The sequence below is a fragment of the Rhizobium sp. BK098 genome (assembly GCF_014193155.1).
In the GTDB taxonomy this organism is placed as follows: domain Bacteria; phylum Pseudomonadota; class Alphaproteobacteria; order Rhizobiales; family Rhizobiaceae; genus Rhizobium.
The window spans coordinates 63,422-78,071 of the sequence record NZ_JACHYY010000014.1 but is presented as its reverse complement, the minus strand read 5'-3'; the positions used below and the strand labels follow the sequence as shown (position 1 = coordinate 78,071).

The 14,650-nt window shown below is 51.9% G+C and carries 12 protein-coding genes; 6 read left to right on the top strand and 6 right to left on the bottom strand.

Features of this window, described 5'->3' with window-relative positions; translation table 11 throughout:
* The first annotated feature begins 25 nt into the window (after positions 1-25).
* Positions 26-1,570 (top strand): RNA-directed DNA polymerase, encoded by a 1,545-nt coding sequence (locus FHT73_RS26315; RefSeq protein WP_183715929.1) that lies wholly within the window; start codon positions 26-28, stop codon positions 1,568-1,570.
* Positions 1,571-1,641: 71 nt separating this feature from the next.
* On the opposite strand, the gene FHT73_RS26310 is transcribed toward FHT73_RS26315, so the two are convergent.
* The 3 genes from FHT73_RS26310 to FHT73_RS26300 are packed head-to-tail and all read right to left on the bottom strand — an operon-like array spanning position 1,642 to position 6,108.
* Positions 1,642-2,112 (bottom strand): hypothetical protein, encoded by a 471-nt coding sequence (locus FHT73_RS26310; RefSeq protein WP_183715927.1) that lies wholly within the window; start codon positions 2,110-2,112, stop codon positions 1,642-1,644.
* A gap of 1 nt (position 2,113) precedes the next feature.
* Positions 2,114-3,976 carry an ATP-dependent helicase gene (locus FHT73_RS26305; protein WP_183715925.1) on the bottom strand — a complete coding sequence of 621 codons (1,863 nt, stop codon included), beginning with the start codon at positions 3,974-3,976 and terminating at the stop codon, positions 2,114-2,116.
* Positions 3,973-6,108 carry an AAA family ATPase gene (locus tag FHT73_RS26300; RefSeq protein ID WP_183715923.1) on the bottom strand — a complete coding sequence of 712 codons (2,136 nt, stop codon included), beginning with the start codon at positions 6,106-6,108 and terminating at the stop codon, positions 3,973-3,975. The genes FHT73_RS26305 and FHT73_RS26300 overlap by 4 nt, the downstream gene beginning before the upstream one ends.
* Before the next feature lie 145 nt (positions 6,109-6,253).
* On the opposite strand from FHT73_RS26300, the gene FHT73_RS26295 reads away from it, so the two are divergent.
* A complete protein-coding gene (locus FHT73_RS26295) occupies positions 6,254-6,409 on the top strand; it encodes a hypothetical protein (RefSeq protein ID WP_246712235.1) in 156 nt (51 codons plus the stop codon).
* A gap of 286 nt (positions 6,410-6,695) precedes the next feature.
* Here the strand turns inward: FHT73_RS26295 and FHT73_RS26290 are convergent, their stop codons facing one another.
* Entirely contained in the window at positions 6,696-7,727 is a 1,032-nt protein-coding gene (locus FHT73_RS26290; RefSeq protein WP_183715921.1) for a hypothetical protein, read from the bottom strand.
* Positions 7,728-7,797: 70 nt separating this feature from the next.
* Here FHT73_RS26290 and FHT73_RS26285 point away from each other — a divergent pair, with 70 nt between their 5' ends.
* The 4 genes from FHT73_RS26285 (at position 7,798) to FHT73_RS26270 (ending at position 13,103) form a co-directional block, all read left to right on the top strand.
* A complete protein-coding gene (locus tag FHT73_RS26285; protein WP_246712234.1) occupies positions 7,798-9,108 on the top strand; it encodes an XRE family transcriptional regulator in 1,311 nt (436 codons plus the stop codon).
* Positions 9,109-9,117: 9 nt separating this feature from the next.
* Complete coding sequence (locus tag FHT73_RS26280; RefSeq protein WP_183715917.1) at positions 9,118-10,227, top strand: beta family protein; 1,110 nt, start codon at positions 9,118-9,120, stop codon at positions 10,225-10,227.
* 96 nt (positions 10,228-10,323) lie between these two features.
* Positions 10,324-11,589, top strand: a complete 1,266-nt coding sequence (locus tag FHT73_RS26275; RefSeq protein WP_183715915.1) for a YiiX/YebB-like N1pC/P60 family cysteine hydrolase — start codon at positions 10,324-10,326, stop codon at positions 11,587-11,589.
* 65 nt (positions 11,590-11,654) lie between these two features.
* On the top strand, positions 11,655-13,103 hold the full coding sequence (locus FHT73_RS26270) for an RES domain-containing protein (RefSeq protein ID WP_183715913.1): 1,449 nt from the start codon (positions 11,655-11,657) through the stop codon (positions 13,101-13,103).
* 289 nt (positions 13,104-13,392) lie between these two features.
* Here FHT73_RS26270 and FHT73_RS29835 read toward each other — a convergent pair whose 3' ends face one another.
* Together FHT73_RS29835 and FHT73_RS26260 are read right to left on the bottom strand one after the other, a co-directional pair.
* Positions 13,393-14,073 (bottom strand): phosphatase PAP2 family protein, encoded by a 681-nt coding sequence (locus FHT73_RS29835; RefSeq protein WP_183715911.1) that lies wholly within the window; start codon positions 14,071-14,073, stop codon positions 13,393-13,395.
* 141 nt (positions 14,074-14,214) lie between these two features.
* A complete protein-coding gene (locus FHT73_RS26260) occupies positions 14,215-14,475 on the bottom strand; it encodes a DUF1344 domain-containing protein (RefSeq protein ID WP_183715909.1) in 261 nt (86 codons plus the stop codon).
* Between the last annotated feature and the right edge of the window lie 175 nt (positions 14,476-14,650).

Here is a 14,650-nt window from a genome sequence, read left to right as displayed (position 1 = left end):
ATTTTTATGTCGCATGGGACGGAATATGTCGCTTTCTAAGTCGTCGATAGAGTGGGCAATAAAGTTCATCACAGAACATGCAGATGGTGATTTATTCCCTCGGCTCCTTGAGATTGAAGCAATACGCGAGCGAGCGAGTGAATTCGCAGATTTAGTGCTTAGCAAACAGCTCAAGGACCTGCCGCATGGGTCGCACCGACGTTTTATTGTGCCTAAAGATGAAATCTCGTACCGTCAGGCGACGCAACTCGATCCGCAAGACAGTGTCATACTTTCCGCCTTGATCTATCAGTACGGGTCCCATCTGGAAAACCGCAGAAGGCCAGCCAATCAAGTTTTTAGCTACAGATTCGCTCCGTCGATGCACAATGGCCTCTATGATCGTGAAACATCGTGGAACGACTTCTGGACCACTGCATCTTCGCGTGCGCGAACTGCCGAGAAGGTGCTGTACTGCGATATCTCTGACTTCTATAATCAGATTTATCATCACGTTCTTGAAAACCAGTTGCTCGCATCGGGATTACCGAATCAAGCGATCAAGTGGATAGTTTCTCTCATGGAGTCCACCACCGCTGGCGTATCTCGCGGTGTCCCGATTGGTCCGCACGCGGTTCATTTGCTGGCAGAAGCTTCACTTATTCCCATCGATAATAGCATGCACACATTGGGAATAGATTTCGTTCGGTATGCTGACGACATTATCATTTTTGCAGACTCAGAGTTTGCTGCGCGGCGTGATTTAGGCCGGGTAGCTGCAATTCTGGACAAGCAACAACGGCTTACGCTTCAAAGACATAAAACGCGTTTTTTCGATCGAAGCGATTTCATACGCTATTGTGCCGAGATGATCGAAGACCGTCCAATAAATGATGAGGAGGATATGCTGCTCAGGGTTGTGAGCCGTTATTCTCGCGGTAACCCCTATCAAACTATTTCATATGAAGAAATCCTCCCGCAGGACTGGGCGCTATTTTCGGAAGAAGTGCTACGGGCGGTCATTGAGGAGTATATTCAATCTGATGACATCGACTTTATCAGGCTGAGGTGGTTCTACAGGCGGTTAGCACAGATCGGTCACCCGGATGCAATCGACGTAACACTTGAAAATATTGAGGCACTAGTTCCTTGTTTTGCCAGTATCTGCGCATATCTCGTTTCTGTGCAAACAATACCTCCAAATCAGTGGCGAGATATTGGTTCAAGGCTCCTCAAATTATTAGATGAGCCCGAAATAAAAGAGAGTGAATACTTTCGTCTATCAATCTTGAGCATCTTCACTCGCAATCCCCACATCAATCATTTCAGCTCCTTGGCTTCCCGATACGGAGGCTCTGACGCGTCCGCAAAGCGAGAGATCCTGCTTGCCGGCGCGATAGGAAGTGCTACTGATTGGCTCCGTGAGTTAAAGGAAGGCTTTGACGGCATGGATCCCTGGCAGCAACGAGCATTCATCTACTGTTGTGCGCTTTTGCCTGAGGATGAGAAAAAGTATTTTTTGAATAGGGTGACTCCGCCGCGTCCATTCGAACTTGTTCTAAGTAAATGGGCGAAGTCCGCGCGGCAATGATCCGAGGCGTCGGCATGGGTATTGTCAGAAAGGCTCCAACGGAGACCCCACGCACAGCTTTATGACAGCAATTAAGCACGGCCCTCAAAAAAGAAGTTCACTTCGGGATGCTGTTCGGCGGCCAGTAACAGGATAGCGATCGCTTCTCGGACGAAAAGCCGATCGCGTCGCTGATCAGTGTCAAAATATTTCCCGCCATGGAACAGATTGTTCCGCACGCGGCGGACCGCACCGAACAACTCCTGAACGCTCTCAGGTGGTGATGCATGCTGTTGGAAGCCATATTGACCATTGTCTATGCAGTCAGCCTTAGGCGGCGCGTCTAACAATGTCGGGCAGATATTGAGCTGTCGCACGTGGTCAAAAAAAGATCGCCCAAGTGGCGCGCTGTTCGCGAAACGGTCCCAAGCAACTTCGACTTTGCCTTTGCTCATCACCGCGTAACCAGCCATTTTCAAAGCGAATTCAAATCGAGCAAATATTTTGAAAAGCTTATAGGACAATGGGGGAAGGGAGTTGGCTGCGGTAAGGTCGATGCTCATTTCACACCTCGAACGATTTGACCGGGACGTAAGTGGTGTTCTGTAAGGTTCCGCCATCTCCGGCATCTCGAGCGAACAAAAGATCATAGTCGAATGTGCAAGCAGCTAGAACTTTCGTGGCCTCGTAGGCCTCTCCACGTCTTGTTTGTCTCCCGCATTCGGAAATCAAGTGAAGGTGTTTGCGGGCCCGGGAACCGATAACGTACAAAAGCTTCTTCGCGCTCTCATCATCGATGGCCGCGAAATTTGGCACCATTCCCTGAAGAAGTGCAAAGGCGATGACCACATCAAACTCTGCGCCCTTGACGTTATGAATCGTGGAGACCGTAATGCCGGCGCGTCCGGCGAAGACTCGTCGGAAATGAGTGACACTTGATATCCCCTTTATTCCTTCTGCTTCCAGTTTTTCGACGCGATCTTTTGAATCACGAAAAAATGTGTCGGCGTGAGCCTTGAGGCCCGGGTAGTGATCGAGTTCGAGGCCCAGATCGTAGAAGAGCTGGTCAAAGAATAGCTTGAGGTATTCTAGGCCATCATCAACCTTGATTTGTATGCTATTGCAAAGACGCAGGAAGCTGGCGCGAGTTTGTTGTTGGGCGTGCGCGCCGCTATGGTCTAGCTCACCGAGTATTTCTCCCGCCCACCTCGATCGTCTGACGTACAGGAAAGGCGAAGGCTCCGTTAAGGCCAGGCGTGCAAGCTTATAGAAAAAGTTGTCGATGTTACGAGCAAAGGGAGCGATGCCCGGACCGTCGAAGTCGTATTGGGGCATCGCCGCCACGAGCCTTCTCGTCATCGCCGCCAAAGGTATCCATTGGGGAGCCACAATGCAAATGTCCTTCGGCAGAACGCCCGCACTTTCGATGCTGTGACGCACCAGGCGTATCAGCTCATCTTCAAGAGCGTTCCTGTCTAACGACGCATTGAAGGATACAACGCTCGGAAAATTTCGGTTCTCGCCCTCCGCACGAATTGTTGCCGGCGAGACCTGGAAGTTGCTGAAGTAGCTGATGATACGGCTGGAGGAACGATAATTTAACTCGAGACTTTTGGGTGTGAAGGACACCTGACACGCTCTCTCAAAGTCTTCTCGTGAAATAGCATAGCCGCCTAGAGACCCATAAATAGCTTGATTTGCGTCACCGACAACGAATGCTTGGGTACCGCCCCGGCTTGCTCGCATTATTTTCGCCAGAATACCGTATTGGATTTCTTTCGTATCTTGGTACTCATCGACAAGTATGAACCGGAACAATTTGCTGAGCAGCGTCGTGATCGTAGAGACACGGGAAATAAGTTCATACGTAAATCTGAGTATCATTTCGAAGTCGACCTGACGATGTTCCTCGAGATCCATCCAGTAAGCTTCCAAAACCTTCATGACTGCCGGTTTGAAGCTTGTAGAGATGCCGCGTAATTCGCAACCTTCGGTGGTGTAATTGTAAGCGCAATGGAATGGCTTCACGTTATTGCGAGCAGCATTACAGTGTAGCGCAAGCCGGTCTTCACTTTCTTTCGCATCAACAACAGTGAAGCCGTGACGAAGTGCCGGATGGTAGATTTGGTAAGGCCTCAAAATCCACTCAAGGCAAAAACTATGGATCGTGCCTATCCATAGTTGGTCTGTGCTCACCCCAAGAGTTTCAATACGCTCGCGGATCTCATCGGCGGCGCGATGCGTGTATGTAATGGCCACTACACGCTGGTTCTCATTTGAAAGACGAGACAGCTCGAGTGCCGCTTTGTACGTCAACGCTCGTGTCTTACCACTGCCCGGACAAGCTGAGAGAAATACACTGCCCTGGGTCGTAATAGCATCGACCTGTTCAGCATTTAAGTCATCTGTTTGCCAGACAAATGTCATTTCAAAAAACTCAGCAAACGCACAATCTGATCGGCAGGGAAAAGGCTGGTCATATCAATTAGCAAATCAGCGCGAGTTATGTTCCCCTCGAGATACAGTTTTGTTTGCGCCAACATTCGATTGATGGAATCTGTATTTGCGACGCCGGACTCTCTGACTTTGCGCAGTCGGTATCGCATGATAGCGGCTATGACTGGAGGAGAAGGTTGGTGTGACTGAAATAGCGCCTCCGCGACGTAGTCAGGCAGGTGTGTGTTCGCGTTTATTTTTTTTGCAACTTGAATAGCGAACCAGCCTTTTCCGGCTCCTTTCGCCACCGTTAGAACCCGCTTTCCAAATCGGGCAATGTCTTTCGACTCTAGGTCTGCTGTTGCTTCTGCAATTGTCGATGCGTCCTTATAGAAGTCTGGGAGAGCATCGACGATTTCTCGAACGTTGCCACCGTCGACAAAGTCGACCTCGAACGTGTGCGGAGCGTAGTGAACACTCAACCAGCTGTTGTTTTGCGAGAACTCGTTCAGACGCTGCTGACGTGCGAGGCCGGCCTTCGCCGAACCAAGAGCCTTCGCTTTGGCGTTCTTTACCTTATCCGGGTCTGATGGGTCAGGGGCTGTATCAAAGAACATCGCATCAAGGTCTGTAATGATGGCGCAATGCTTTCTTATTCTTTCTTCATGGAAAATCACCGCTACATTCTCAAAGCCCGTGCTTCCGATGTTCACAAGGCTGATACCGAGCTCGTCAAGACTCAGCCCTAAGACTTCTTTGACTAGGGCTGGGATAAGTATTTCCTCCGCGTCCCCCTCGACCATCAGGACGCTTTTAGCAAAGAGGAGATTGCTGCGGACTGCATCAAGGTACCGTTGCAGGCCCCGGATTTGATCCTTCGGCAATTTATTGGCTGGCTGATAAGCCTCACACCTACCGACGATACGGCCGAGGACGTTTACGTTCTCAATGTTGCTGACTTCTGAAATGTGTGCCGAATGGGTCGAGTATATTACTTGAGTGTCTGGATAGTTTAGGCGATCGAACAAGGTCTTCTGGATGTGGGTGTGAATATGCGCTTCGGGCTCTTCGATAATTAAAAAATTAGCGCATGCCTGTTTTGCCGTTTGATAGCGGAAGTGAAGCAGCTTCAAGGTCAAGTAGATCAGATTGGCGCCTCCAAGGCTTAACTCGTGGATCGCGCCTTCGTATCCGTCGTCCGTCTCTCCTATAAATAGCCTTAATGACTGGAAGAGCTTTTCAGCCTCGGATGGTACCCCAGATCTTATCCACAAGCCTGCAGGAGAATATGTCTCGCCTGCGGCATCCTTGATTGTTTGCCGAATATCGCCTCGAATTTTCTCGACATCTTCAAGGCTTTCGATGTCGCTGTTTAAGCGATTGACAAGATCAGTGATTGGCTGAAGCTTATTGGTGTCGAGGCTTCCGGTTCGATCTTTGAGAAGACTGAGAAGCGGATTAGTCCGGTTATCTTGGAAGTCTGCAACCACATCTCGTAATGCTTGGACGAATGTGAACGAAATCTCCTTAGCGACGGATAATATTTTTGGTATGCGCGTCCCAAGCTCTGGGGGCTCCATCTCGGAAGGAAATCTTACTTGGTCAAAGTCACCGACTAATTTGCGGTATGTCTGCGGATCGGCAAAGTCGGCGGTGCTGCGGCCGGTGAAAACAACTTCGTAGTCAAGCGTCGTTATTGATTTCCGGACTGATTTCAGCCCGTCCGTGTTATTTTCTTCAAGGCGGGCGAAGCGCTGGCGTGTCGCCGTATTTGGACGAAAAATAAGATTGTAGGTCGCCTTGTTTACATTTTCGTCTTCGAGGTTTCCGGAGCCGTGGAGAAACAAAGCTTGAAAGGCTTCGTCCTGAGATACGTGATCGAATTCGATGCTTATGATGATCCAGTGACCACGCCAGTCATCTAGCCCTCGATGGAAATCACTATCCTGCATTCGATACGCCATGCGTATCATGTCGTCATCCAAAAGGAGACGCATCGCCCGAAACACGTTGCTTTTTCCCGCCCCGTTTTCGCCGATGATCGTGTTAATGCCCTTTTGGAACTTCAGGTTCGCTTGGGCGAAGTTGCGATAATTCACTAATTGCAAGCGCGAAATGTGCATGTCACCCCGACGAATCTGAGACGCCGACAAGTATAAGCAGAGGACATCTTAAAGGCGAGTGTTGTAAAGGCGGGTCATGGAGGCAGTTGTGACATTTGCCTAGGAGAGAGGAGTTTCCAGAGCGCAGATTGCTCTCGCTTGGGTTTTGGGGAAATCAGAAATAACAGCGCCCATCATCGGCGCGGCCAGGTTGCAGCATCTGGATGACGCTGTCGTCGCGTTTGCCGTCAGGCTGAGCCCGGCCGAAATCGACGCCCTTGAAGGTAAATATATTCTCCACTCGGTCGTCGGACTTACGTGACGAGATGTCAGCGGCACGTATGTTGCGGCGCGTCGACCGGATTGAATTTGGCGATCCTCCGCTAGCTGTTTGCAAAAAAACAGGTGACTGACTGAGTGAATGGTTGCCATGGATTTTGATATTGGGGACACGGTCAATCAGCTCTGGCCGAAATGGCGCTGTTGTTTAGCTTTTAACCGTGAGAAATCTACCACGATTCTGCTACCAGAGGGCGCATTTCCCTTCGAAGCAAACTCGCTTTTGCGAATGGAGGCAGGGATCAACCGGCGAGGATTCAACTAGGTCGCTACACATTAAAAAAAGAACACGGCATGTCCGGGTCAAGAAAGGAGAGTGGGTTTTTCGGCCCCACAACATATTCGGGCCATTCAGTTGCGATCTTTTCAGCTGACCTCGCCGAGGGAGCAATCTGGCGGGAAACATTGTATCGGCCAACCTCGACAAACCGCTCCACCAGCTCGATGACTTTCTGTGATCCGACTTTCGCGGGGATGGTGAGACGTACGGAGTTTCCGAATGTGTCCAACAGGATATGAACGATATGGTGATGAATAGCCTTTGTATCTTCTAGAAGACTTTTATAGTTGAACTGTCGCCCGTCCTGCGCGTGCAGTCTCACGTCGTAAAGAAATCCCGCTTCGCCATCGATGTTAGACCATTCCGCCCAAGGCCGCCGCTGAACATTGACAGTTACGCCGATCACGAGTGACTTATCAACGAAGCCCACTTGCGCCCATTCGTGCGGGCGAATTTCACCCCAAGGGAGAGGATCCATAGGAAGCAAATGCTCAGTGACCCTATCTCGTGATTGAGGAAGGATCGGCCGAGCGTCATTGTAACTCGTACAGAAATTCCAGAATCCGAGATCGACGTCTCTCATGAATTGGAGAAGGCGAGATAGGTCGTCGCCGTGCCCTAGCCGAAAATGGGCAACCCGGTTCCTGATCTGAAAAACCTCTTTTAATTTTGCATCAAGAATGTCTTTAGGAGGAAAGTAGCACTCGAAGCACGTCCAGTGCTTCCCAATCGCTTCCATAAGTTTTGTCAGCGTGGAATAGCTTAGAACGTTCATCTCGGGCGTCGGCATGTGCCTTAGCGCTTTGTCTGCATCGAACGACTTCGACAGCGGAGGTAGGTTTTGAGCCCAGTCATCACCTTTTAGTGCTCGCAGCTCGACGTATACCATTCGCCGCAACCATGTCTCGAGCTGCCATAACCGCGCGAAGATCTCGAGCGCGCGCTTGGGCACCTCTGGAACTATTTCGAGAAGGTTCGGCTCTTTCGTCTGTGAAATGTCTTCCTGTCCGTCTTCTTCCACATTTTCCTCCTGGAGATCGCACAGCAAGACTATCACTACCGTTAATCAACACAACAAATTTGATGCGCCATTGACCACAACAAAAAAGTTGTCTATATCACGCCTTATGAATGGAATCGTACTAAACGAAAAAGAGCTGCGAGATGCTAAGGCGCGCGTTGCCAAATTAGCTGATGCGCTTTCCTCTGAGAGCGGCATAACCCAGCTCGTATCGAATCTACCGCCCGAAGTCGTGACGCAGGTCACGAAGATGATGAAGGCGGAGCGAGTCCGTCTGCTGTCAGCGATTGAGGCTTTTGAGAACGCGAAAGGCGGCGGCGATGCGTCCTCTCTCCTGAAGCAGTCTGGCACGGATCCTGGCGTTACGCTCATCGTCGCGCGGATCGCCAAGGGCTATTCTCAAAAGGACCTTGCATGGCGACTAGGGGTGAAAGAGCAGCAAATACAGCGGTACGAGGCGGATCGATACAGTTCGATCAGCCTGAAAAACTACGCGCGAGTGGCTGCACTACTCGGTGTGCAGATGACAGCTACGATAACGGAAAACCCCAGCTTCCGTGGCCTAGACGCAGTCATCGCTGACGTGACCCGCGAGGATATTCGGAAGATCCTCAAACATGGTCGTTCACGTGGTTGGTTTGCAGCTGAGATGAGCGAAGCACAGCTTCGGCAATATATCGCGGAGAATCGGATCGAATTCGGAAGCCCATCATTGCTGCGGACTGGTCTAAACGTGACAGATCATAGTGAGGATGTCCTTCTGCATGCGTGGAGGGCGCGCGTTGCAACTCGCGCTCGTGAAGAGCTATCTCTACAGCCAACGACCTTCGACCCCCTCGAGATCAACTGGTTGTCCGAATTAGTTCGGCTGAGTGCCTTTTCCGATGGGCCAATCCGAGCGCGGGCGGCACTCAGAGAAAATGGGATATTGCTTATCGCGGAGCCTCAAATACCGGGCCTCGCGATTGACGGAGCCGCATTCCTCGAAGGCAACGTACCAGTTATCGGGATGACAATCCGAAAGGATACGATCGACAATTTCTGGTTTACTCTCCTTCATGAGATCGCGCACGCGGTCCTTCACCATCGAACAGGACTGGCAACTGGCTTCTTCGATCAGCTTGAGTCAGTATCTACCGATGAACAAGAAGCGGAGGCTGATTCTTTTGCTGCCAATATACTGATACCCGAAGAGAAATGGCGAAGATCGACTGCTAGAATTGCGAATTCTGGCGATGTGATAGAAAAATTTGCAAAAGAAATCGGAATTCATCCAGCCATAGTATTCGGTCGCATACGCAAAGAAAGAAACAACTACGCATTATTTTCGAACAAGATTGGCGCCAACACTGTCCGTGAACAGTTGGTCGGCCCTGTATAAGGAAACATGATGCTTCCCTACCATCCGGCTCTCCGCTTCAAGCAAGGCGAATACATCGCAACAGCACGAATTGCTCGCGATGTGCAGCGACACATTCAGCCTCGATTCATCCTCGCTCCGCCGAAGGAGAGGGACCCCGAAAAGGGAAAGCCGTTGACCGAGGAAGAGATAGCCGTTGTGACCGGGGAAAGGATCGCGAAGCACTGGCCGTTGTATCCTGCGTATCTGGATGCTCGATATGTCGCTCCTCTTTTGGGAGATGAAGGCCTCAGATCATTGTTTCGGATCGCGCAGCGGAAGAATGAGCAACTGGCGGCAGTGGCCTCCGTCCAGGATCTTTTCAACCCGATATTCCGCGAGTTCCTGAGAACATCCGGTCCTCGCATTGCAATTCATCTACCTTACGAAGATATCGACATTGATGCGTTGCTGAACGGGGTAGAGGCTGTTGGCTGTAAGACGAGCGAGTGCGCTCTCTTCTTGGACTTTACGAAAGCACCTCTGAGTATGGAGGGTGTCTCTGGATCGGTTGCCGGTGTCTTCGACACCCTCGGTTCCGTCGCCCAATGGGCGCGAATTATCTTCCAAGCGTCTAGTTTTCCATCCAAGAATCCCGCCGAAAGCGATGGCCAGTGCGTAATACCGCGTCACGAGTGGGAGGTTTTTCTTGCCGCATTGAAGGAATGCTCAGTTGCGCCGAACCTAATCGGTTATGGAGATTTTGGCCCGGATCACGGCGAAATCCGGTTCAGGCGCAAAGGGGGAGGAGCGGCACCTATCCGACACCTCCGCTACACTGGAAAGAAATCGACGATCGTCGTCCGCGGGAAAGAGACTGGCAAACAAGGCGACGTCATGAAGGCGGTTTGTGAACGCGTTCTCAACAGCGGCGAGTTTGCAGGGCAAGGGTACTCCTATGCGGATGACATGATTTGGCGGGTGGCGAAGGGCCTTTCGAATGCTGGCACACCGTCCATGTGGCGCGAATGGAATATGGCCCATCACCTTTCTCAAGTCGTGAAAGATCTCGGAATATTGTCCGGCATGAGTTTCGCAGAAGGGCCCGTCAGCCGTATCGCGGAACAGTTTGCGCTGTTCGCTGAACCCGTCGAAGAATGACGACTAGCCGCAAACAGCACCTGAAGCTATTCTGTCAGGTCGGCGCATGGCACCCACAATTCCAAGGGCTTCGTCTCGACGGGAACAGGAGCCTGTATGAAAAGGATCACAATTGAGAGCCTTCGCCCCGGCGACATCATCCTGACGGCACGCCCTGGAAAGGGAAGTAAGTTTATTCGAGGGATGACAGGGGGGCTCGTTTCCCACGCTATGATCTGCGTCGAGCAGGGGTCTTTTATTGACTCTACGATGGATGGCGTCCAAGCGCGAAACGTCCAACGCGAATTTTTCGAAAACGACGAGAATGTCTTTGCCTTTCGGTTGAAGACCCCTCTGCCCGACCACCTCGTTTCGCAGGTCGTCGATTATGCGAGATCCCAGATTGGAACGCGTTACTCTCTCGCTGAAGCAGTAGTCTTGGTAACCGGGGGTCCGAGGCTTCGAACAAAACGTTTATTTTGCTCCAGGTTGGTTGCCAGGGCGTATCAGAGCGTCGGTATTCATTTGGTGCCGGATCAAGACTACTGCTCGCCAGAGGATTTGCGGATCAGCCCGCTTCTCGTTGAACTGGAGTTGCAGATTGAGACTATAGCGCAAGACGAGATCGAGGCGATGGCTCGGCGTCCCAATCCTATAGCGATGACCCACACGGTCCAGAACCAAGTCCTCGACTTTGCCCGTTCGCTTGACGCCAGCGTGGAAACTTTTCAGGACCTTGACCAAGTGATCAACGACCATCCTGAATGGGACAGCCGCATAGCAGATGTCCTGCAACGCTCCGGATATTTAGATCTCTGGCGATACGAGCTTGAGACGCATCCGTGGCGCTACGACCATGCAACAATGGCGACGATGACAGGATTGGAAATCCAGCAAGAGCTCCGGCTTTATTGTGTCGATACGGTTAAGGAGGCCTATAGCGGCGGGATCCGCTTTGCGGTAAATCTTGCGCACTATAACCAGCGGCATTTGGCCTCGCCTCGCCGATCTTGGCAGCTATTGATCGGGCTTTATGAGACTTTGGTCCGTAATGATCATTCTCGGCGGGAGGTCGCGCGGTCCTGGCTGGCAAAGACTTATCCCGCTGACCTTAAACTGCATATGGAGAGGATTGAGCCGCATTCCGAAATGTGGTTCGCAATCGTGGATCGCGTCGAACCGCGTCTTGGCGCACTGGCGCGTATCGTGATCGCGAATGAAAAGAGCAAGATGGTCTGTTCTTCCTGCGGCGATGAACCGACGACGGACTACCGAATTGCAAACGCCGCAGAAGCTATGCCCGGCGTTCCCTCGCTGCGGCTTTGCAATGACTGCGTGAACATTCGTCGGGGCTTTGGCGAGCGACTTGAACCTCTCAGCTGAGCATCGCCTACCTGAACCCGCCGGAGAGAATTGCGCCGGGCGTGCCTCAATCGGGAACTGATTATATGTCCGTTAATGATGATGAGAAGCGGATTTGCTTCCGTTGCGTTGGGAATGAGTTCTTAAGTCTTCGCGTGAAACGTGAAGGACAAACAGGGAGATGCTCCTATTGTTCCGATGGCGAGGATCCAACCTTCAAAGTCACAGAATTGGCAGATTGCGTCGCGCTGGCTTTTGAACAGCACTATGTTCGGACTGCGAGCCAGCCGAACTCAATGCAATATGCTATGTTAGCCGACAAAGAGTCCGATTACTCGTGGGATAGAGAAGGAGAACCGGTCGATGACGTGATCGCGAACGCTGCTTCAGTCGAGCCGGAGGTGGCCTGTGACATCCGCGAAATCCTCGCTGACAGGTTCGGAGATTGGGACTCGGCGCTGTCGGGCGAGGAGACGGAATTTGACGGCGAAAGCTACTATGAACGCAAATCGGTGGGTAGCGGCCGATGGACCAGAGAGTGGGACGACTTTGAACATTCTTTAAAGACAGAGGCGCGGTTCTTCAGCCGCCGTGCGTCGACATATTTGGTCGATCTCTTTGAGGGATTGGACACACTAAAGGCCCGCGACAAGACTTCCGTGCTCGCGGAAGCCGGCCCCGGCTTCGCGATCTCCGGTTTGTATCGGGCGCGGTCATTTCCCCGATATGCCGATATTCAAACGGCACTCGCGAGGCCCGACATCCATCTTGGCCCACCGCCAGCGCCTGTTGCCCGTGCCGGTCGCATGAATGCACACGGTATCTCCGTCTTTTACGGCGCCAGCGATCCCTTGGTTGCTCTGGCAGAAGTTCGTCCGCCGGTTGGATGCACAGTCGCCGTTGCGCGGTTCGACATCACGAAGCCTGTGCTTCTTCTTGATCTCACGGCACTCCGCGATGCAATGACAATCGGCAGCGTCTTCGATCCAACCTATCTTGATCGCCTCCAGCGAGCTGAGTTTCTCAGGCAACTGAGCAACCGGATCACGGTTCCCGTCATGCCGGATGATGAAGATCTTGGCTATCTTGTAACCCAAGCTATCGCTGATTTTTTGGCAACGATAGAACGGCCGGAGATCGATGGAATTCTGTTCCCCTCGGTTCAGGTGAAAGGTGAGGCACGCAATGTGGTGCTCTTTCATAAGTCGTCTCGCGTTCGCCCGATGGAATTCCCTGCTGGAACTAAGTTCGAAGTAAACGAAGGTTTTACGACTGAAGACGGATGGGAGCCCGACTTTTCCGTATATGAACGCATACCCCGAAAATCTGCTGAACCGAAACCTGAAGCAAAGGTCCCACCGACTATACCATCGTATCAGCAAGTATTCGATCCGTCGGATCCAGACCCACGCGACTTCACTTTACGTGTTGACCCAAAGTCGCTTGAAGTCCATGTCGTTGACGCTGTGAGCTACAAAACGGATAGGAATTCCGTTCGTCGGCATCGATTTGAAGATTTCGATCCGCCGTTTTAGTTCAGATACTAATGCCACCGGATCGCTCGCTGGCGCCTTATTTAACTATGGATGAGCAATGCCTTAGCGTAACAGCAGGCTTCAAGCTTTTGTTTTAGAATATATTTTTCAATCGTGGTCATTGGTTCGGTTCCCATCAAGGCGGTCCTATCCGAAGCGCAGGGTAAAGATCTTGCCGAATCCCCATCGTAACGCGCCGCGACGCGGATTGGGCCGGTGCGTATCGAAAATCCTAGCGACGAGCTGTTCAACCTGTAGCAGAAGATTGTCGCCTCAATCGTATTGGCATTCATTCTTTAGAAGACGCTTGCGGCTCATTACGCATCCAAAGACTCCAGAGCAGAAGCGACCATCCTGCACCGATGCTCCAACCACCAATAACGTCGGTTGGGAAATGAACACCGAGAAAAATGCGCGAAAAGCCTACCAAGCCAGTGATCAAAATCGCCAAACCCAAAAATGCCCTTCGCCCTGCGGTTGATTGCAGCCGCGAGGCAAAAAGCAACGCGAGACCGAGATAGACTGCTGAAGAGAGCGTTGAGTGACCGCTGGGAAAGCTCTGTCCACCTGCAGCCACCAAATGCGAGATGACATCGGGCCGCGCCCGACCTATCAGAGGTTTGATGCCGTTGCCGAGAAGTTCGGCGCCGCCGAAAAGGAGCACAATGAATGCAGCCTCTCGATACGCGGCGTTCGCGACCAGAAACATCGCAAATACCGCTGCAACGGATCCGGTGACGGCTGAACTGCCAAAAGTGGTCAGGATGATCATGATGTCGGGCAACCATGTCGGACCGACAGGCAGTTGCGTATCCGCGCTTTTACGCAAGGCGAGGAGAACCTCGTTGTCGAAAGCCCAAGTCTGACCGCTCATGACGCCAACGGCAAGTGAGCAAGCAATACTCAGGCAAATGGCAGCGGCTATTCTTACCAATGTCGCGGCGTTGCCCGTTTGATTGTCTCCGTACACTGATTTCCTTGCCGATTTTCCAGTATAGAAGCGATATGCGCGGCGATGCTGACAGCGCGCTGAAGGCTTGACTTACAGGACCGGGCGATCATGCCCGGTCCGACGGGATGGCGTTGCCACGCAACGGCCTTTGAAAATACCCTACTTTGCAGGCGTCACTCTTGAGGCCAGTGCGACGCCGGATTTCTGGACCGCGTATTGCACGGCAACCTTCTCGCCGACCCTGAACGTCTCGGCTTCGATGTTTTCTGGCAGCTTGATCGTTGTCCCCGTGGAAAGCGTGATCTGGTCCGCCTTGACGTCGATATTCGTGATCGTTCCAGTTTCGTCACGGGCCAGCGCCATTCCCGCAGCGAGGGTCGAGGTCGCGATAACAGCGATCGCCAACGACTTCTTCAGCATAATTCACTCCTTTGATTTCACCGGACTTACTATTGCGGCCTTGAGCGGCCTTAGGCCGGCATCGCCGACCGCCCGGAAAATCTAAGCTGCGATTCTTCCCTACACTTTGCCGAATTCTTACGAATTGGATATTGTATGAAATATCGAATGTTATTGGCTCCCGGGCCGTTTTTCC